Raw genomic sequence first — 18,670 nt, forward strand, 5'->3', positions numbered from 1 at the left:
TAAATGCTTGGCGATGACCTACTCTCACATGGGGAAGCCCCACACTACCATCGGCGATGACGCGTTTCACTGCTGAGTTCGGTATGGGATCAGGTGGTTCCACGGCTCTATGGTCGCCAAGCAAAACTGGAACAAACTGGATCTGAAATTCTTTCGACTGTCTGTTTTGTCGCTACAAGCGCTCAACCGGTGCTCTTGCGAGCCGATAATCTTTAACGTCTAACCATTCATCCAAACGCCTTGGGCGTTATATGGTCAAGCCTCACGAGCCATTAGTACAGGTTAGCTCAATGCCTTACAGCACTTACACACCCTGCCTATCAACGTCCTGGTCTCGGACGGCTCTACAGGGACCTCAAGGGTCCAGTGAGATCTCATCTTGAAGGGGGCTTCCCGCTTAGATGCTTTCAGCGGTTATCCCGTCCGAACGTAGCTACCCGGCAATGCCACTGGCGTGACAACCGGAACACCAGAGGTTCGTTCACTCCGGTCCTCTCGTACTAGGAGCAACTCTTCTCAAATCTCAAACGCCCACGGCAGATAGGGACCGAACTGTCTCACGACGTTCTAAACCCAGCTCGCGTACCACTTTAAATGGCGAACAGCCATACCCTTGGGACCGGCTTCAGCCCCAGGATGTGATGAGCCGACATCGAGGTGCCAAACACCGCCGTCGATGTGAACTCTTGGGCGGTATCAGCCTGTTATCCCCGGAGTACCTTTTATCCGTTGAGCGATGGCCCTTCCATACAGAACCACCGGATCACTAGAACCTACTTTCGTACCTGCTCGACGTGTCTGTCTCGCAGTCAAGCACCCTTCTACTCTTGCGCTCATTGGCTGATTTCCGACCAGCCTGAGGGTACCTTCGTGCTCCTCCGTTACACTTTGGGAGGAGACCGCCCCAGTCAAACTACCCACCACACAATGTCCTCGATCCCGATCAGGGACCTGAGTTAGAACCTCAACAGTACCAGGCTGGTATTTCAAGGACGGCTCCACACTGGCTAGCGCCAATGCTTCAAAGCCTCCCAGCTATCCTACACAAATAATGTCAAAGTCCACTGTGAAGCTATAGTAAAGGTTCACGGGGTCTTTCCGTCTAGCCGCGGGGACGCTGCATCTTCACAGCGAGTTCAATTTCACTGAGTCTCGGGTGGAGACAGTGTGGCCATCGTTACGCCATTCGTGCAGGTCGGAACTTACCCGACAAGGAATTTCGCTACCTTAGGACCGTTATAGTTACGGCCGCCGTTTACCGGGGCTTCGATCAAGAGCTTCGCCGAAGCTAACCCCATCAATTAACCTTCCGGCACCGGGCAGGCGTCACACCCTATACGTCCACTTTCGTGTTTGCAGAGTGCTGTGTTTTTAATAAACAGTCGCAGCCACCTGGTATCTTCGACCGACATCAGCTTAGGACGTAAAGTCCATCACCAACATCGGCGTGCCTTCTCCCGAAGTTACGGCACCATTTTGCCTAGTTCCTTCACCCGAGTTCTCTCAAGCGCCTTGGTATTCTCAACCTGACCACCTGTGTCGGTTTGGGGTACGGTCACACATAACCTGAAGCTTAGAGGATTTTCCTGGAAGCATGGCATCAACCACTTCACTCCATAAAGGAGCTCGTCATCAGGTCTCAGTCTTAAGAAGCCGGATTTGCCTAACTTCTCAACCTACACCCTTAAACACGGACAACCAACGCCGTGCTGGCCTAGCCTTCTCCGTCCCCCCGTCGCAGTTATGCGCGGTACAGGAATATTAACCTGTCTCCCATCGACTACGCTTTTCAGCCTCGCCTTAGGGGCCGACTCACCCTACCCTGATTAGCATTGGATAGGAACCCTTGGTCTTCCGGCGAGGGGGTTTTTCACCCCCTTTATCGTTACTCATGTCAGCATTCGCACTTCTGATACCTCCACGGTGCCTCCCGGCTTCCGCTTCAACGGCTTACAGAACGCTCCTCTACCATGCCCTAAGGCATCCGCAGCTTCGGTGTCTAGTTTGAGCCCCGTTATATCTTCCGCGCAGGCCGACTCGACTAGTGAGCTATTACGCTTTCTTTAAAGGATGGCTGCTTCTAAGCCAACCTCCTAGCTGTCTGAGCCTTCCCACATCGTTTCCCACTTAACTAGAACTTTGGGACCTTAGCTGGCGGTCTGGGTTGTTTCCCTTTCCACGACGGACGTTAGCACCCGCCGTGTGTCTCCCATGATTGCACTCTTGGGTATTCGGAGTTTGCATCGGGTTGGTAAGTCGGGATGACCCCCTAGCCGAAACAGTGCTCTACCCCCCAAGGTGAGACATGAGGCGCTACCTAAATAGCTTTCGAGGAGAACCAGCTATCTCCGGGCTTGATTAGCCTTTCACTCCGATCCACAGGTCATCCGCTGGCTTTTCAACGACAGTCGGTTCGGTCCTCCAATTGATGTTACTCAATCTTCAACCTGCCCATGGATAGATCGCCCGGTTTCGGGTCTACTCCCAGCGACTAAACGCCCTATTAAGACTCGGTTTCCCTACGCCTCCCCTAAACGGTTAAGCTTGCCACTGAAAGTAAGTCGCTGACCCATTATACAAAAGGTACGCAGTCACCGTCCGAAAACGGCTCCCACTGCTTGTACGTACACGGTTTCAGGGTCTATTTCACTCCCCTCACAGGGGTTCTTTTCGCCTTTCCCTCACGGTACTGGTTCACTATCGGTCAGTCAGGAGTATTTAGCCTTGGAGGATGGTCCCCCCATATTCAGACAGAATATCACGTGTTCCGTCCTACTCGATTTCACTGCGTATAGGTTTTCGTGTACGGGGCTATCACCCACTATGGCCACACTTTCCAGAGTGTTCCACTAACCACAACACAGCTTAAGGGCTGGTCCCCGTTCGCTCGCCGCTACTAAGGGAATCTCAATTGATTTCTTTTCCTCCGGGTACTTAGATGTTTCAGTTCCCCGGGTTCGCCTCTCAAAGCCTATGTATTCAGCTAAGAGATACCCGCAAGCGGGTGGGTTTCCCCATTCGGAAATGTTCGGATCAAAGCTCGTTTACCAGCTCCCCGAACCTTATCGCAGGTTACAACGTCCTTCATCGCCTCTGACTGCCAAGGCATCCACCGTGCACGCTTATTCACTTGACCATATAACCCGAAGGCGTCTGGCAAATGAATGGTTCGTAACGATTATCGCCGGTTGGCGCTTGTATCAAACAATACAAGACAATCTTTCAGATCCAATTTGTTAAAGAGCGTTTAAAGCGTTGAAGCTTTAAAAGATGAACTCGCGACCCGAGGGTACAAGCACAGTTTTTAAAGCTCACATCAGCTTCAACAGTTCGATCAGGTAATATGTGTGAACGCTTGCCAGAACTTCGCAATCGTTTAAGGAGGTGATCCAGCCCCAGGTTCCCCTAGGGCTACCTTGTTACGACTTCACCCCAGTCATGAATCACACCGTGGTAACCGTCCTCCCGAAGGTTAGACTAGCTACTTCTGGTGCAACCCACTCCCATGGTGTGACGGGCGGTGTGTACAAGGCCCGGGAACGTATTCACCGCGACATTCTGATTCGCGATTACTAGCGATTCCGACTTCACGCAGTCGAGTTGCAGACTGCGATCCGGACTACGACCGGTTTTCTGAGATTTGCTTACCCTCGCGAGTTCGCGGCCCTCTGTACCGGCCATTGTAGCACGTGTGTAGCCCTACTCGTAAGGGCCATGATGACTTGACGTCATCCCCACCTTCCTCCGGTTTGTCACCGGCAGTCTCCTTAGAGTTCCCACCCGAAGTGCTGGCAAATAAGGATAGGGGTTGCGCTCGTTACGGGACTTAACCCAACATTTCACAACACGAGCTGACGACAGCCATGCAGCACCTGTCACTGCGTTCCCGAAGGCACCAAGCTATCTCTAGCAAGTTCGCAGGATGTCAAGAGTAGGTAAGGTTCTTCGCGTTGCTTCGAATTAAACCACATGCTCCACCGCTTGTGCGGGCCCCCGTCAATTCATTTGAGTTTTAACCTTGCGGCCGTACTCCCCAGGCGGTCAACTTATCGCGTTAGCTGCGCCACTAAAGGATCAAGTCCCCCAACGGCTAGTTGACATCGTTTACGGCGTGGACTACCAGGGTATCTAATCCTGTTTGCTACCCACGCTTTCGCACCTCAGTGTCAGTATCGGTCCAGGCAGTCGCCTTCGCCACTGGTGTTCCTTCCGATCTCTACGCATTTCACCGCTACACCGGAAATTCCACTACCCTCTACCGTACTCTAGTCTGGCAGTATCAGGTGCAGTTCCCAGGTTGAGCCCGGGGCTTTCACATCTGACTGACCAAACCACCTACGTGCGCTTTACGCCCAGTAATTCCGATTAACGCTTGCACCCTCCGTATTACCGCGGCTGCTGGCACGGAGTTAGCCGGTGCTTCTTCTGATGTTAACGTCACAGTATGCGGGTATTAACCACACACCTTTCCTCACATCTGAAAGTGCTTTACAACCCGAAGGCCTTCTTCACACACGCGGCATGGCTGGATCAGGGTTGCCCCCATTGTCCAATATTCCCCACTGCTGCCTCCCGTAGGAGTCTGGGCCGTGTCTCAGTCCCAGTGTGGCTGATCATCCTCTCAGACCAGCTACGGATCATCGCCTTGGTGAGCTTTTACCTCACCAACAAGCTAATCCGACGCGGGCTCATCTGATAGCGTAAGGTCCGAAGATCCCCTACTTTCCCCCGAAGGGCGTATGCGGTATTAGCAGTCGTTTCCAACTGTTGTCCCCCACTACCAGGCAGATTCCCACGCGTTACTCACCCGTCCGCCGCTCGTCAGCAACTAGCAAGCTAGTTCTGTTACCGCTCGACTTGCATGTGTTAGGCCTGCCGCCAGCGTTCAATCTGAGCCATGATCAAACTCTTCAGTTCAAATCTTTGTGAGTCATATTAAGAGGGAGGAATGATCCCTCAGACTCGGCTCAAGGTATTACACAACGCTAAATGAATATTCAGTTAGGTTGCTTGCCTTGATTAAGCTTTGTGTGCTCAATCCTGACAAGCGCCCACACATATTACCTGATCAATTTGTTAAAGAGCGGGCTTGATCAACCTGCCGTGTGGCAGAACATGTTGTCTCAAGCGAGGCGCGTATCTTACCGCATCCTCATTCGGTGTCAACCGTTTTTTTCGTTTTTTGTTTCAGTGCCGAAGCACTCAAACAACGAAGCGGTTAAAACCAAGGAGGCAAATTCTACATCAGAAATCTAAGTGATTTCAAGAGCTTATCTCCTTCTCTCCCGAGCCGTTCAGTGTTGCGTGAACCCCGTCGTCTCAAGCGAGGAGGCGAATTCTACAGACATGAGATGGGGCGTCAACTGTTTTGTGTAAAATAATTTCAAAAAGGTGAACCAGACTTACAGTGTGGTTAAAAAGCCTGGATATAAGCGCCCTCTTCTTACCCTTCTCTTCTCGTAACAACGGGCACCCACAAGGGTGCCCGTCTATTCATGTTTACCAGCAATCGCGTCAGGCGCCGGTGTAGCTCAGCGGCACTAAAGTGCTCCACAGAATGACGGTTGTCGCAATCAAGCCAACCAGTACACACAAACCAACGGTCAGGATGGAGGTTGAGAAGAAGAATGCACGGTCTTCAGGAATCTGCATGATCTCCGGTACACCGGTGTATAGAAGATAGACGGTATAACTCAGAGCGATCATGCCCACGATCACGTTAAACCAGAGCATGGGGTAAAGACCGGCAAGGCCGGACAGGAAAAGAGGTGTTGCTGTAAAGGTCGTAAGCGCCAGGCACTCTTCATAGGTAACGTTGCCGCCGTAGGTTTTTTCCATCCAGTGGATCGACCAGGCAATGAACCCGACGGCTACCCACATGGCAACATAAAAGGCCAAAGCGGCTGGCAAGGCACTGGCAACACTCAATTGGACAAACTCGCCGCCCCCCAGGCTCCAGCCTATCTGTGTAGTACCAATAAAGAGTGATATGGCCGGAATTGCCGCAAGGACACTTATTTGGGCCAGAAAGATGTGCATTGCGGAATAGTGCTCATTTCGAATCGAGCGCCATTCCTGTTTTGGGTGATAGAACACACCCATCATGTGCTGCAGGAACATATTACTATCCTCCTTGCAGTCCGGACTCGCACCGGGCTACATGTTTATATTTATTTGGTCAGAGACCGAGTCCTTTCGTTGATTGTGTTTATCTCCGTTGGGTTATACGAACGCAGGCCAATAATGGTCTACAAGAAGTATGGCAAACAACACCATTATGTACACAATGCTGTAACGAAACATTTTCATCGGGATACTGGCGTCACTTGAGCGCTTTAGAATCAGTGCCCACTGCAGTAAACGCAGGTTAATCAGCGACACACCCACCAGATACAACCAGCCACTCATTCCCGTCAAGAACGGCAACAACGTCGCCAGAATGGTCAGCAGTGTGTACAGCAGTATTTGGGTGTGGGTATACGCCACCCCATGGGTGTTGGGCAGCATGGGCACACCTGCGCGGGCATAGTCATCCCGTCGGGCTATACACAGCGCCCAGAAATGAGGCGGGGTCCAGGCGAATATTATCAACATCAATAACAGACCCTGGAAATCCACACTCCCCGTCACTGCCGTCCACCCCAGCAAAGGAGGTGCAGCGCCTGCAACACCGCCAATGACAATATTCTGAGGCGTGGCCCGTTTGAGAATTGCTGTATAGATGCCGGCATATCCAATCAGTGATGCCAGTGTCAGCCATGCCGTGACTGCATTAACTGCCAGATTAAGCAGGGTGATCCCCAGGCATCCCAATACGGCAGCAAATATAAGGGCGTTTCGTTGGCTGACTCGTCCTTGAGGCAAGGGACGACGGGCCGTTCTGGCCATGCGGCTATCGATACTGGCATCCAGTACGTGATTAACCGCAGCGGCAGAGGCCGCCGCCAGCCCTACCCCAAGTGACGTCAGGGCAAGTAGCCAAGCATCCGGAGCAGCAGGCGTTGCCAGACAGAAACCAACCACCAGCGTAATCAACATTACGGCTACAACCCGTAATTTGCAAAGCGCCAGATAATCCCGCCAGGATGTAGAGCTTGCCCGGCCTTCAGTGAGCGATAGCGTAGTCATGTTTCACCTCCTGATGCGCAACTCGAGCCTGCGCATTCAACTGCAATAAGGCGAGCAGTACGGCAACTGCACCTGCATGGTGAGCCACCGCCAGCCCCAGCGGCAGCATCCAGATAACATTGGCAATACCCAGCAAGGCCTGGGTAATCAGTGCAAACCAATACAACGACAGTGTTTTTTTGAGCATTCTGTTCTGCCACAGCTGCCGGGTAGCCAAAACTGATATCAGTATGAGCAGCACTGCCCCGCCCCGGTGAGTGACTTGAATGGCTGCTCGAGCATCCGCGGGCAATAAGCCGCCCTCATAGTTGGGCCCCACCGCCATGACCGGATTCAGGCCACTGGCAAAGTCGTAGCCGGGATGATCACTCTGATGACAATACAGCCAGTCGCTGCATGCCCAGCCTGCGTAGTTGGTACTGGTCCAGCCACCCAGCGCCAGCTGCAGGAACAGTGCAGCCAGCATGATTCTTACCCAGGGATGGGGGACTGTCGGTACCTTCTCGCCAGCCACTACTCGCTTCAGCCTTTGCCGCAACACAACCAGCAACGACAAGGTTGTCAGCCCACCCAGTAGATGCAGCGTCACAATGATCGGCAGCAGCTGCAGTGTAACCGTCCACATGCCAAAGATGCCTTGAGCAACTACCAACACGAGCAGCCCCAGCGACAGACTGACCGGGTACCCGTGTTCACGCCGGTTCTTTATCGCCAGGGTCGCCAACGCCAGCACCAGTAGTCCCAGCAGACCTGCTGCATAGCGGTGAATCATTTCGATCCAGCCCTTGCGCAAATCAATGAGAGCGTCGGGGTGCGCGACAGCCAGCTCGGCATGATCATCAGGTAACACCCAGGTGCCATAACAGCCGGGCCAGTCCGGACACCCAAGCCCGGCATCATTGAGCCTTGTCCAACCACCCAGCAAGACAACGACCAGCGCAAGGCCAATGGCAAGATTGACGATTCGCATAGAGACTTTCATCAGCCCAACCTCGATGCTTTCAGCAGGCGCTTCATATCACCCAGCAAGGCCTTGCCCTCAAAACTCAGTGGATGGCGTAACACCAGATTACCCAAGGGATCGATCACCCAGATACCCGCGCCGATTTCCAGCTCTGCTGCCGGCATCACTCGCACACGATCCGACTCACGTCCCAGCGCATCATGTACACGCTTCAAAGCCTCCAGCTCTTCTTCGCAGACAGAGTCACAGATGCCTTGAGGCACCAGCAACAAGGACCAGTGCCCCGTATGCTGCTCAGGGTCACCGCCCCATTGCACCAAGGGCAATGCGGGATCAACCAGCTCACCCTTGTTTACCCGCCCATCAGGAATACCAATACCCGTCACCCACATCAGGATCGCCAGGATTACCGGCACCAGTGCTACCAGCCAAATGGACCAAAACACACTGCGGTTAGACATCAGCTGCTCTCCCTCTGCGTTCTTTCAGACCGGCCCATACCAGCCAGATGATCAGCGCCAGCGCCAGTCCGAACCACTGTACGGCGTAGCCGGTGTGGCGCTGGGGCGGGATACCGGTATAGATGTGTGCACGTGGCATAATCGAATCACTGACGGCCGTTTTCAGGTGCAGCACCAAGGGCTCAACCGACAATGCCAAGGAGCTGCGAATCTGTTCCATATCCAGTGACTGGATGCGTCTGGGCCACCCCTCTTCAAACTGAGTGCCGGTCAGCGTCAGCGACTCCAGTGGCCGTGACAGAACAGCTTCAGCCAATAACCACTGCCGCTTCAGGTTGATCTCAGGCAGATCATCCCGCCGTGGCGGGGCGGCTACCCACCCCAGACTGCCCAGCCAGAATGGTCCCTCATCGACGCGCACCGGAATAACGACCTCATACCCCGCCTTGCCTTCATGGGTTCGGTTATCCAGCAGGAACACCTTGAGAGGCATCAGCTCCAGATCAAAACGCACCGGGACCCAGTCACTGACTTCAAGTCGTTGCAATGCCACTTCAGGGGTAGTCGCCGGAGACTGCTTCAGTTGTTCCAGCCAAACCTGTTTTTGCTCAGCTCGCTGCAACTGCCAACTGCCCAGGGCCAGCAGCAAAGGAACACCCAAAAACCAAAGCCCAAGGCGCAGCCATTTGAATCGGCGCCGGCTATCCGCTTTACTGACCTTGTCAGTCAAGGAGACCTCCCATGCTGCGCATTCTGATTCTGGTACTGTTTATTGCGATTGTGATCGCCCTGTTCAGCAGTCTTTGGTCGCTGCTGAAATATCCCGCCGGTGACGGCCGCACCGCCAACCGGCTGCTTTGGCGTGTCATTCTCAGCGCGTTACTGATTTTGCTGCTGGTTTATGGTTTCAACACCGGTCAACTGCACTCTCATGCTCCCTGGTAGTAGCTAGAGGACATAGACAAACAGGAACAGGCCAATCCAAACCACATCTACAAAGTGCCAATACCAGGCAACTGCTTCAAAACCGAAATGCTGACGGGAGTCGAAATGCCCCAGCACGACACGCCCGAGGATGATGATCAGCATCAACGTCCCCAGCGTCACATGCAGACCATGAAACCCGGTCAGAATAAAGAAGGTGGCGCCATATATACCGGCTTCCAGAGTCAGGCCCAGATCATGGTAGGCCTCGACATATTCGTAGATCTGAAAGCCCAGAAAGATCAACCCCAGTACAATGGTCAGGAACATCCAGCGGCGCACCTGCATCAACTCATCTTTCAGCAGGGCCTTGTGGGCAAATGTCAGGGTGAAGCTGGAGGTAATCAGAAGACAGGTATTTAGCAGTGGAATATGCCAGGGGCTGATGACGGCATCCGGCCCAGGAAAGCGCTCGGCATCCGGCGGGTTGAACAAGGGCCACTGGGCGGTGAATTCAGGCCAGAGCATCTGGCTGACACCCTTGTCCCCTTCCCCGCCCAGCCAGGGCACGGCCAATACGCGCACATAGAACAGGGCTCCGAAGAATGCCGCGAAGAACATGATTTCGGAGAAGATGAACCAGCTCATCCCCCAACGGAAGGAACGGTCCATCTGCGAGGAATAGAGTCCGCCCCTGCTCTCACGAATGACATTGCCGAACCAGCCCACCAGAATCAGCCCCATCATCAAGGCACCGGCCAGCAACAGCGCCAGCCCCAGGCCGCCTCCGCCGTCCGCACTGAGGGCATTCATCAAGGTCCCCGCACCAAAGGCCAGCAGGAACAACGCAATTGACGCCAGAATCGGCCAGCGACTCTGTTCCGGTACGTAATAGGTTGAGCTGCTCATAAGCGTTGCTCCTTATTGGTCTGATCGGCTGCACTCACCTCGGGCGATATATCGAACAGGGTGTAGGACAGCGTCAGCGAGCGGATATGCTCGGGCAGTTTCTTGTCAATCACGAACAGCAACGGCATTTCGACCGACTCACCGGCCATCAACGGTTGTTGCTCGAAACAGAAACAGTTCACCTTGTGCAGGTACTCGGCGGCTTCAGCCGGGGCAACTGAGGGCACCGCCTGGGCCACCATTCGACGCCCAGTGGGGTTAGTTGCCATAAAAGCTGTCTGCTTCATTTCACCGGGGTTCACTCTAAGCACCCCATCCTTGGGACTGAACTCCCAGGGCATGCCTTCGTTATGAACGGCGATCAATCGTACTTTCACCGAGCGACTGGTATCCGCAGGGGCCACTGCCACCGGCCCGGTATTGGTGATTTTCCCGTTCAGTCCGGTCACTTCACAGAACACGTCATACAGGGGCACCATGGCAAAGCCGAAGCCAAACATCAGTACCGCGCCCATCACCAGGCGGCGCACCAGTCGACGATTGGCCTCTTGAGTGCTCATCGCAGTGACTCCGGCAGTTTGGGCGGCTCACTAAAGGTATGGTATGGCGCCGGTGAAGGCACTTCCCATTCCAGCCCTTCCGCGCCTTCCCAGGCACGCGCCTCAGCCTTGCGGCCACCTCGCACACAGGCAATCACATTCCACAGGAATACCAGCTGGGAAAGACCGAAAATAAATGCCCCGACGGTCGCCACCATATTGAAGTCGGCAAATTGCAGCGCATAGTCCGGTATGCGGCGCGGCATGCCCGCCAGGCCGATAAAGTGCATGGGGAAAAAGGTGATATTGACGCCAATAAAGCTGAGCCAGAAATGCAGCTTGCCCATGCGTTCATCCAGCATGTGTCCGGTCCACTTGGGCAGCCAGTAATAGGCACCGGCCATGATAGAGAACACCGCGCCCGGCACCAGTACATAATGGAAATGTGCCACCACGAAGTAGGTGTCGTGATACTGGAAGTCCACCGGCGCAATGGCCAGCATCAGGCCCGAGAAGCCGCCGATGGTAAAAAGCACCACGAACGCCAGTGCAAACAGCATCGGTGTTTCAAAGGTCATGGAGCCACGGAACATGGTCGCTACCCAGTTGAACACCTTCACCCCGGTGGGCACAGCGATCAGCATGGTGGCAAACATGAAGAACAGCTCACCGGCCAACGGAATGCCCACGGTGAACATGTGGTGTGCCCAGACCAGGAATGAAAGGATCGCAATGGATGCCGTCGCATACACCATGGAGGCATAGCCGAACAGGCGCTTGCGGGCAAAGGTGGGAATGATCTGACTGATAATGCCGAACGCCGGCAGAATCATGATGTACACCTCAGGATGACCAAAGAACCAGAACACATGCTGGAACAGTACCGGGTCACCACCACCACCGGCATCAAAGAAGCTGGTACCGAAGTGGATATCCATCAGCATCATTGTCACCACCCCCGCCAGCACCGGCATGACAGCAATCAGAAGAAACGCCGTGATCAGCCAGGTCCAGCAGAACAGCGGCAGTTTCATCATGGTCATGCCCGGCGCACGCAGGTTGAGGATGGTCGCGATAATGTTGATCGCCCCCATGATCGAGCTGATGCCCATCATATGAATGGCAAAAATAAAGTAGGTCACGCTGGGCGGCGCGTAGGTAGTGGAAAGGGGGGCATAAAAGGTCCAGCCGAAGTTGGGACCACCACCATCCATGAACAGGGTCGAGATCATCATGGCGAAGGCAAAGGGCAGAATCCAGAAGCTCCAGTTGTTCATCCTTGGCAATGCCATGTCCGGTGCGCCAATCATCATCGGCACCATCCAATTGGCCAAACCGACAAAAGCCGGCATCACCGCACCGAACACCATGATCAAGCCGTGCATGGTGGTCATCTGGTTAAAAAAGCCCGGCTCAACCAGCTGCAGCCCCGGCTGAAACAGCTCGGCGCGGATCATTAATGCCATGCAGCCGCCAATGAAGAACATCAACAGACTGAACCAGAGGTACATGGAGCCGATGTCTTTATGGTTGGTGGTAAACAACCAGCGTCCCAACCCCTTGGCTGGCCCATGGTGGGCATGCGTATCCTGCTCCAGAGTCGTATCCAGCGTGCTCATTGCTCAGCCTCCCCTGTTGACGGCTCCAGCAGCCGTGCGATCTGGGCCGGCGATAACGCCTCGCCCAAACTGTTGCCCCAGGCATTACGCTCATAGGTAATCACGGCAGCCAGCTCGGTGGCGCTGAGCTGATCACGGAAAGCCTGCATGGCTGTACCGCTCTTGCCGTTGAGGACAATGTCGATGTGCGCGGCCACATCCCCGGTGGCAACCGGGCTGCCCTTCAACGCCGGGAAGGCACCGGGTACACCCTCACCGTTGGGCAGGTGGCAGGCAGCACAGGCACGGACATACACCTGCTCGCCCTGCTGCATCAGTTCATCCAGCGTCCAGGTCCGTTCGGCAGCGGCGGCTTCAGCCTGTTTCTCCGCTTGAGCCTGTGCCAGCCATTGCTGGAACTCGTCCTTGCTGACTGCTTCCACTACCACTGGCATGAAGCCGTGATCCTTGCCGCACAGCTCGGCACACTGGCCACGGTAAATACCCGGCTCATTAATCACCGTCCAGGCTTCGTTGATGAACCCCGGAATGGCGTCCTTTTTCACCGCCAGTGCCGGCACCCACCAACTGTGGATAACATCATTGGAAGTGAGCAGGAAACGGATTTTGGTATCGATCGGCAGCACCAGGTGACGATCAACTTCCAGCAGGTAGTGTTCCTGCTTGTCGGCTTCGTTGCTGATCTGTTCACGGGGGGTCGACAGGTTACTGAAGAAGTTCAGGTCCTGATCAAGGTAGTCATAACGCCACTTCCACTGGTAGCCGGTGATTTGCACGTCCAGCTCGGCTTCATCGGTGTCGTACATTTCCACCAGCGTCGCTGTGGCTGGCACCGCCATGGCGACAAGAATCAGTATCGGGATGACCGTCCAGATCACTTCAACCAGCGTGTTTTCATGAAAGTGGTGTGCTTGAGCACCGCGTGATTTGCGGTGATGAAAGATGGACCAGAACATGACACCGAACACCACCAGGGCGATGGCAACGCAGATCCAGAAGATCGTCATGTGCAGGTCGAAAACCGAACGGCTTATATCCGTTACGCCAGGCGTCAGATTGACTTCCCACTCTGCGGACACAGCTCCCGAGTACAGTGCCAATGCTAACCCTGAAACGATGGTTTTTATTATTGTCCTTCCCATCCTCAGGCCTCCCCGTGTTAACCCCGAGGAAGGCTCATCGTGCTCCCTCACAGGTGATCCGGTTAAGTCGAGTATAGCAGGGGATCTGAAAGCGCAAGTTTGATTGCAGGCTGTCAGGCACCTGCCAGACTTAACGCCCAGCGCACCAGCAGAATCACCACAATGACGAACAGGGCCGCCATCAGCAGCCCCGTGAGGATGTAATGCAGAGGCCGGCCAGTGCGAAAATCGCGCTGCCGGTTGCGTTCGGATTGAACGCCAAGAAAACTGGCAAGCACACTCATCAGTGTCTGCCAGAACGTGGGTTTATCGGACATGATACTCACCTCATCTTGAGGTATAGGCGATACCCCAGCAGGAACGCCAGTATCAAGGCATAAATCAGTACTTCCAGATAACCGGCACGAATCAGCCAGGCGAAATGCAAAAGCACCAGCAGGGCGATCGGATATACCAGCCAATGCAGCTTTTTCCAGCGTTTGCCCAGCCGTTTCTGCCAGCCCTGCGTTGAGGTTACCCCCAGCGGCAGCAGCAGAAGCCAGGCGATAAAGCCAACGATGATATAGGGCCGTTCGGTCAACTCCCGAAGTAACAAGTCAGGCCGCCACCCCAGGATGAAGCTAGCGACCGCCAGCAGATGCAGGCTGGCATAAAACAGGGCATAAAGCCCCAGCATGCGCCGATATCGCTGCAACCAGTTAACACCCAACAAGCGCCTGGCCGGTGTCACTGCCAAGGTTATCCACAGATACCTGAGCGCCCATATACCCAAAAAGGTAACTACCACCTGAGCAGGGTCTGGCCCCAACTGCTGCTGAACCGCCTGCCAGCTGACCCAGCCCAGCGGTATCAGGCTGCCAAAAAACAACAAAGACCAGAAACACCAGCGCCCAACCGGATGACGATGGAGCGCCGCGATACTTAATACCATTTGCGCAGATCCATGCCCTTGTACAAGTGAGCCACCTGATCGGCGTAACCGTTAAACGGTTGCGTATCGATGATATTGGGACTGAACAGGGACGACGGCAGGCGGCGTTCGGTCGACTGGCTCCAGCGCGGGTGATCCACCGCCGGGTTCACATTGGCATAAAAACCGTATTCCTGAGGTGCTGTGCGATTCCAGCTGGTCGGTGGCATCTCTTCACTGAGGTGAATACGCACAATCGACTTGATGCTCTTGAAGCCATATTTCCAGGGCACTACCAAACGCAGGGGTGCACCGTTCTGAGGAGGCAGAGCGTCACCGTAGATGCCGACCGCGAGCAACGTCAGCGGGTGCATGGCTTCATCCACGCGCAGCCCCTCGACATAGGGCCAGTCGATGGTGCCGAAACGGGAACGTTGACCCGGCATCTGCTGAGGGTCTTCCAGGGTGGTGAACGCCACATAGCGCGCATTTCCCTTGGGATCGAAGCGCTTCAAAAGATCTGCCAGCGGAAACCCTACCCAGGGGATAACCATCGACCAGGCTTCCACGCAGCGCAGGCGATATATTCGCTCTTCCAGGTCGACACCTTTGAGAATATCTTCCAGCTGATAGGTGCCCGGCTTATGTACTTCGCCGCTGATTTCCACACTCCAGGGGTCTGTTTTCAAACCCTGAGCACGGGCCTTGGGATCCTCTTTGCCGAGGCCGAATTCGTAAAAGTTGTTATAGCCCGTGACATGCTCGTAGGGGGTGAGCTTTTCGGCTGTGGAAAACTCGCCGGACTTGCCTGCAGCCCGGAGCTTCTGTTGTAACCAGTCCGGTCCCGGGTAGCGCTGCTGCTCATCATCCAATGCATAACGGGCCAGGGCCGACGCCTGTCCACTCATAAGCATCGCACTGCCTGCCGCCAGCCCCTTGATGAACTGGCGACGCTGCCGGTAAATCGACTCCGGAGTAATTTCGGATGCGCGAACATCCCTGGGTTTACCTATCAACATGACTGCCCCCTGCTTGCTGACTCTGTGAAAGTTTAGATTCCCGCTGAGCCTCAGGTTCCCCACAGCAAGGAGCAGACACAAAAAAGCAGGCCTGAGCCTGCTTTCGAATCAACCGCGATGACGCATTTTGCGCCAGCTCCACAGCAGTGGCCCCGAGGCCGTATACAACAGGAACAAAAGCCAGAGTGAAACCGACGTACTGATGGAGATTACACCCACTGCCAGCACAATCAGCGCCAGAATCCAGAACGGCACCTTGCCGCGAAAATCCACATCCTTGAAGCTGTAGTACAGTGTATTGCTGACCATCAGAACCCCGCAGACAGCCACAAAACCGGCAATCAGGACTTCCAGGCCTGCCACTGACAACTGGAATTCATCGCACACCCATACGAGTCCTGCAACAGTGGCTGCAGCAGCAGGACTGGGTAGGCCAATAAAGTAACGCTTGTCCACCGAGCCTATCTGGGTATTGAAGCGGGCCAACCTGAGAGCCCCACCTGCAGCATAGACAAAGGCTGCAAAAAACCCCAGTTTGCCCAAGTCACCCAACGCCCAGCTGTATGCCAACAGCGCCGGCGCGACACCAAAGGACACCATGTCGGCCAGAGAGTCGTACTCAGCACCAAATTCACTCTGTGTATTGGTCATACGGGCAACACGGCCATCCAGACCATCCAGCAGCATGGCCACAAAGATGGCGATGGCGGCGGCCTCGAACTGGCCATTCATGCCAGCCACGACAGCATAAAAGCCGGAGAAAAGTGCGCCGGTGGTGAACAGGTTGGGCAACAAGTAGACCCCGCGTCGCCGGCGTCCCCCGGTCGCACCTGCGTCGCTCGATTCGGATGAAACGGCTTCAGGCTCCTGCGGTTGGTCAGTCATGTCATACCCCTCTGTCTAAACACTGATGGTGCATTCTACTCGACCAAAGCAGCCTAGCCCAAACATCAGGCCGCTGCGTCGTCCTTGGTATCACCATAGGCAGATGCCAGGTTATTGAACAGGGCACGGCTGATACCGGTAATGGCCATGAATTTATCCAGTTCCTGCGCCAGCAGTGAACTCTGGTAGGACTCCTGCATCACGATCAGGCAAAAGCCGGTAACGGCATTTACGGCTTTCATCATCTGGCCCAGCTTGACGGCATCGTCGGAGTAAACATGGGTGAGGATAGGCACCAGGTGCTTTTTGATCAGCAAGGTACCGCTGGACATGAACTCCACAGGCAATTTTACCTGTACGTGCACCTCACCGACACGGTGCATGCGGGCAGCGAAATGCTCGTCATAAGGGCCACTGAAGACGCTCTCCAGCCAGGCAAGGTGGGTCGCTTTCAGCGCATCAACACGGCCTTCGAGAAAAGGCGCAGCAGCGGGGATCTGCTGCAGCTCAGCGTAGAACTGTTCGGTCACCTTGGGCAGATGAGGCAAAAGCTTATGGCCATCACTCAACAGCAACTGTTCATCTTCAGCATCAAAACCGGAACAGACTTTACTGCGCTGACAAAGGGCGACGAAATCTACCTGGCTCATGGGGGCATCCTTGATCATAAAAGTGTCATGCAGCCATGATAAAGGCCTGCAAAAGCCGCCATTTTCGCATGGGTTTTAGAAACATCAAGGATTTCTAATAATTCTACCTGTTGGCCGCCCTTAAAGCGGCCAATCTGTTTTACTCTGCCGACACACCGTTTTTCTCGCGATAGGCAGCCGCCAGGTTGGCATAAAGTGCTTCACTGATACCGGTGACTTCCATGAAACGTTCCAGTTCATGTTCACGGTAGGAGGTTTGCATGATAATCAGACAGTAAGTTGTGACACCATTTACTGCTCGCATGACTTGAGAGAGTTTGACGGTATCATCCTGATAGGACTGTGCCAGTACCGGCATCAGGTGCTTACCGATCAGGCCGATGCCACTGGCCATGAATTTTTCCGGCAATCGAACCTGCACATGCACCACGCCAACCTGGTGCATATAGGCTGCGAAGTCCTCGTTGTAGGGGCCGGTGAATATTTTTTCCAGCCATTTCCGATGGGTCGCCTTGAGCGCATCCAGGCGCCCATCGAGAAAGGGCTTGGCCTCTTCGATCTGCATCAACTCGGCGTAAAACGCCTCGGTGACCTGATCCAGGTGTGGCACCAGCTCGGCACACACCGCATTAAGAAGTGTTTCATCATCCTGTTCAAAACCGGCAAACAGCTTTGCCTGCTGGTTCAGTTCAGTAAAGTCGATTGTTCGCATCCTGCGTTTCCCAATTGTTGTTCTTTCCGCCTGGCGGGTATGTTGCTGATACTAGACCATCGCACTCGTCCCTGCCTTGATCAATGGCAGGTTTGCACAAGGCCCAGTCATCTTCCACGCCATGTAAACCGACTTTTACTGTAGGTACGCGTACTTCAGTTCACTTTTAATTATTAAGCTGCCTGCCCCCGTGCACTGCGATAGGCAGCTGATAAATTGTTGTACAGCACCCTGCTGATACCGGTGACTTCCATGAAGCGTTCCAGCTCATGGCCACGGTAGGATTCCAGCATAATCAACAAACAATAGCTGGTCGCCGCGTTCAAGGCTTTCAGCAAGGCACCGATGCGCAAAGCATCACCGGGGTAAATTTCCGGCAGCAAGGGAATCAGATGCTTGTTGATCAGGCCGATACCGCTGGTCATGAATTTTTCCGGCAGCTTCACCTGCACGTGCACAACGCCAACCTGATGCATATAGGCCGCAAAGTCCGCATCGTAAGGGCCGTGAAAGATTTTACGCAGCCAGGCAGTATGGGTGGTTTTCAGCGCATCGATACGCCCTTCGAGAAAGGGAGCCGCTTCAGGAATCGTTTGTAACTCGGTGTAGAACGCATCGGTTATGCGCTCCAGGTGGGGTTCCAGTCGCGCAGCTTCGGCAACCAGCAGCGCTTCGTCTTCGGCTTCAAAGCCGGCATAGGCTTTCGCCTGTTCACTCAGAGCAGAAAAGTCAATTTCACTCATTGTATGCATCCTTGACTTGAGACAGTACGCAACTGCATCCGGTCAGCTTTGCTTTAAAGCCGATA

17 protein-coding genes and 3 rRNA genes are annotated in these 18,670 nt (G+C 54.5%); 1 reads left to right on the plus strand and 19 read right to left on the minus strand.

Features of this window, described 5'->3' with window-relative positions:
- Positions 1 to 5: 5 nt before the first annotated feature.
- From rrf to O3C79_RS00040, 8 genes are all read right to left on the minus strand, one after another.
- Positions 6 to 121 (minus strand): 5S ribosomal RNA (gene rrf, locus O3C79_RS00005).
- Positions 122 to 251: 130 nt separating this feature from the next.
- Positions 252 to 3,136: ribosomal RNA gene (locus O3C79_RS00010) — 23S ribosomal RNA — on the minus strand.
- Between the two features lie 241 nt (positions 3,137 to 3,377).
- A 16S ribosomal RNA gene (locus O3C79_RS00015) occupies positions 3,378 to 4,917 on the minus strand.
- The 16S, 23S and 5S rRNA genes sit together here, the layout of an rRNA operon.
- A gap of 597 nt (positions 4,918 to 5,514) precedes the next feature.
- Positions 5,515 to 6,120 carry a Yip1 family protein gene (locus O3C79_RS00020; RefSeq protein ID WP_010321589.1) on the minus strand — a complete coding sequence of 202 codons (606 nt, stop codon included), beginning with the start codon at positions 6,118 to 6,120 and terminating at the stop codon, positions 5,515 to 5,517.
- Between the two features lie 102 nt (positions 6,121 to 6,222).
- Positions 6,223 to 7,128 carry a heme o synthase gene (cyoE, locus tag O3C79_RS00025; RefSeq protein ID WP_494384363.1) on the minus strand — a complete coding sequence of 302 codons (906 nt, stop codon included), beginning with the start codon at positions 7,126 to 7,128 and terminating at the stop codon, positions 6,223 to 6,225.
- Positions 7,106 to 8,110 carry a COX15/CtaA family protein gene (locus O3C79_RS00030; RefSeq protein WP_494384364.1) on the minus strand — a complete coding sequence of 335 codons (1,005 nt, stop codon included), beginning with the start codon at positions 8,108 to 8,110 and terminating at the stop codon, positions 7,106 to 7,108. Before O3C79_RS00030 ends, cyoE begins: the two co-directional genes overlap by 23 nt.
- Positions 8,110 to 8,553, minus strand: a complete 444-nt coding sequence (locus O3C79_RS00035; RefSeq protein WP_494384365.1) for a redox-active disulfide-containing membrane protein — start codon at positions 8,551 to 8,553, stop codon at positions 8,110 to 8,112. Before O3C79_RS00035 ends, O3C79_RS00030 begins: the two co-directional genes overlap by 1 nt.
- Positions 8,546 to 9,283 (minus strand): SURF1 family protein, encoded by a 738-nt coding sequence (locus tag O3C79_RS00040; protein WP_494384366.1) that lies wholly within the window; start codon positions 9,281 to 9,283, stop codon positions 8,546 to 8,548. The genes O3C79_RS00035 and O3C79_RS00040 overlap by 8 nt, the downstream gene beginning before the upstream one ends.
- Positions 9,284 to 9,294: 11 nt before the next feature.
- Here O3C79_RS00040 and O3C79_RS00045 point away from each other — a divergent pair, with 11 nt between their 5' ends.
- Entirely contained in the window at positions 9,295 to 9,498 is a 204-nt protein-coding gene (locus O3C79_RS00045) for a DUF2909 family protein (RefSeq protein ID WP_494384367.1), read from the plus strand.
- 3 nt (positions 9,499 to 9,501) lie between these two features.
- Here the strand turns inward: O3C79_RS00045 and O3C79_RS00050 are convergent, their stop codons facing one another.
- The 11 genes from O3C79_RS00050 to O3C79_RS00100 form a co-directional block, all read right to left on the minus strand.
- Positions 9,502 to 10,386, minus strand: a complete 885-nt coding sequence (locus tag O3C79_RS00050) for a cytochrome c oxidase subunit 3 (protein WP_494384368.1) — start codon at positions 10,384 to 10,386, stop codon at positions 9,502 to 9,504.
- Positions 10,383 to 10,946: a cytochrome c oxidase assembly protein gene (locus O3C79_RS00055; RefSeq protein WP_010321596.1), complete on the minus strand. Its 564-nt coding sequence runs from the start codon at positions 10,944 to 10,946 to the stop codon at positions 10,383 to 10,385. The genes O3C79_RS00050 and O3C79_RS00055 overlap by 4 nt, the downstream gene beginning before the upstream one ends.
- On the minus strand, positions 10,943 to 12,544 hold the full coding sequence (ctaD, locus tag O3C79_RS00060) for a cytochrome c oxidase subunit I (protein WP_494384369.1): 1,602 nt from the start codon (positions 12,542 to 12,544) through the stop codon (positions 10,943 to 10,945). Before ctaD ends, O3C79_RS00055 begins: the two co-directional genes overlap by 4 nt.
- A complete protein-coding gene (gene coxB / locus O3C79_RS00065; protein WP_494384370.1) occupies positions 12,541 to 13,686 on the minus strand; it encodes a cytochrome c oxidase subunit II in 1,146 nt (381 codons plus the stop codon). The genes ctaD and coxB overlap by 4 nt, the downstream gene beginning before the upstream one ends.
- A gap of 113 nt (positions 13,687 to 13,799) precedes the next feature.
- Positions 13,800 to 14,003 (minus strand): DUF2970 domain-containing protein, encoded by a 204-nt coding sequence (locus O3C79_RS00070; RefSeq protein WP_010321600.1) that lies wholly within the window; start codon positions 14,001 to 14,003, stop codon positions 13,800 to 13,802.
- Between the two features lie 5 nt (positions 14,004 to 14,008).
- Positions 14,009 to 14,617 carry a protein-methionine-sulfoxide reductase heme-binding subunit MsrQ gene (gene msrQ, locus O3C79_RS00075; RefSeq protein WP_494384371.1) on the minus strand — a complete coding sequence of 203 codons (609 nt, stop codon included), beginning with the start codon at positions 14,615 to 14,617 and terminating at the stop codon, positions 14,009 to 14,011.
- Positions 14,608 to 15,615 carry a protein-methionine-sulfoxide reductase catalytic subunit MsrP gene (msrP, locus tag O3C79_RS00080; protein ID WP_494384372.1) on the minus strand — a complete coding sequence of 336 codons (1,008 nt, stop codon included), beginning with the start codon at positions 15,613 to 15,615 and terminating at the stop codon, positions 14,608 to 14,610. The genes msrQ and msrP overlap by 10 nt, the downstream gene beginning before the upstream one ends.
- 108 nt (positions 15,616 to 15,723) lie before the next feature.
- Positions 15,724 to 16,500 carry a CDP-diacylglycerol--serine O-phosphatidyltransferase gene (gene pssA / locus O3C79_RS00085; protein ID WP_494384373.1) on the minus strand — a complete coding sequence of 259 codons (777 nt, stop codon included), beginning with the start codon at positions 16,498 to 16,500 and terminating at the stop codon, positions 15,724 to 15,726.
- 65 nt (positions 16,501 to 16,565) lie between these two features.
- Positions 16,566 to 17,150: a protoglobin domain-containing protein gene (locus tag O3C79_RS00090; protein ID WP_494384374.1), complete on the minus strand. Its 585-nt coding sequence runs from the start codon at positions 17,148 to 17,150 to the stop codon at positions 16,566 to 16,568.
- Positions 17,151 to 17,289: 139 nt separating this feature from the next.
- Positions 17,290 to 17,862: a protoglobin domain-containing protein gene (locus O3C79_RS00095; RefSeq protein ID WP_494384375.1), complete on the minus strand. Its 573-nt coding sequence runs from the start codon at positions 17,860 to 17,862 to the stop codon at positions 17,290 to 17,292.
- A 173-nt stretch (positions 17,863 to 18,035) separates the two neighbouring features.
- Positions 18,036 to 18,605, minus strand: a complete 570-nt coding sequence (locus O3C79_RS00100) for a protoglobin domain-containing protein (RefSeq protein ID WP_494384376.1) — start codon at positions 18,603 to 18,605, stop codon at positions 18,036 to 18,038.
- Between the last annotated feature and the right edge of the window lie 65 nt (positions 18,606 to 18,670).

This window comes from Marinobacterium sp. NO-S09 (genome assembly GCF_059179545.1).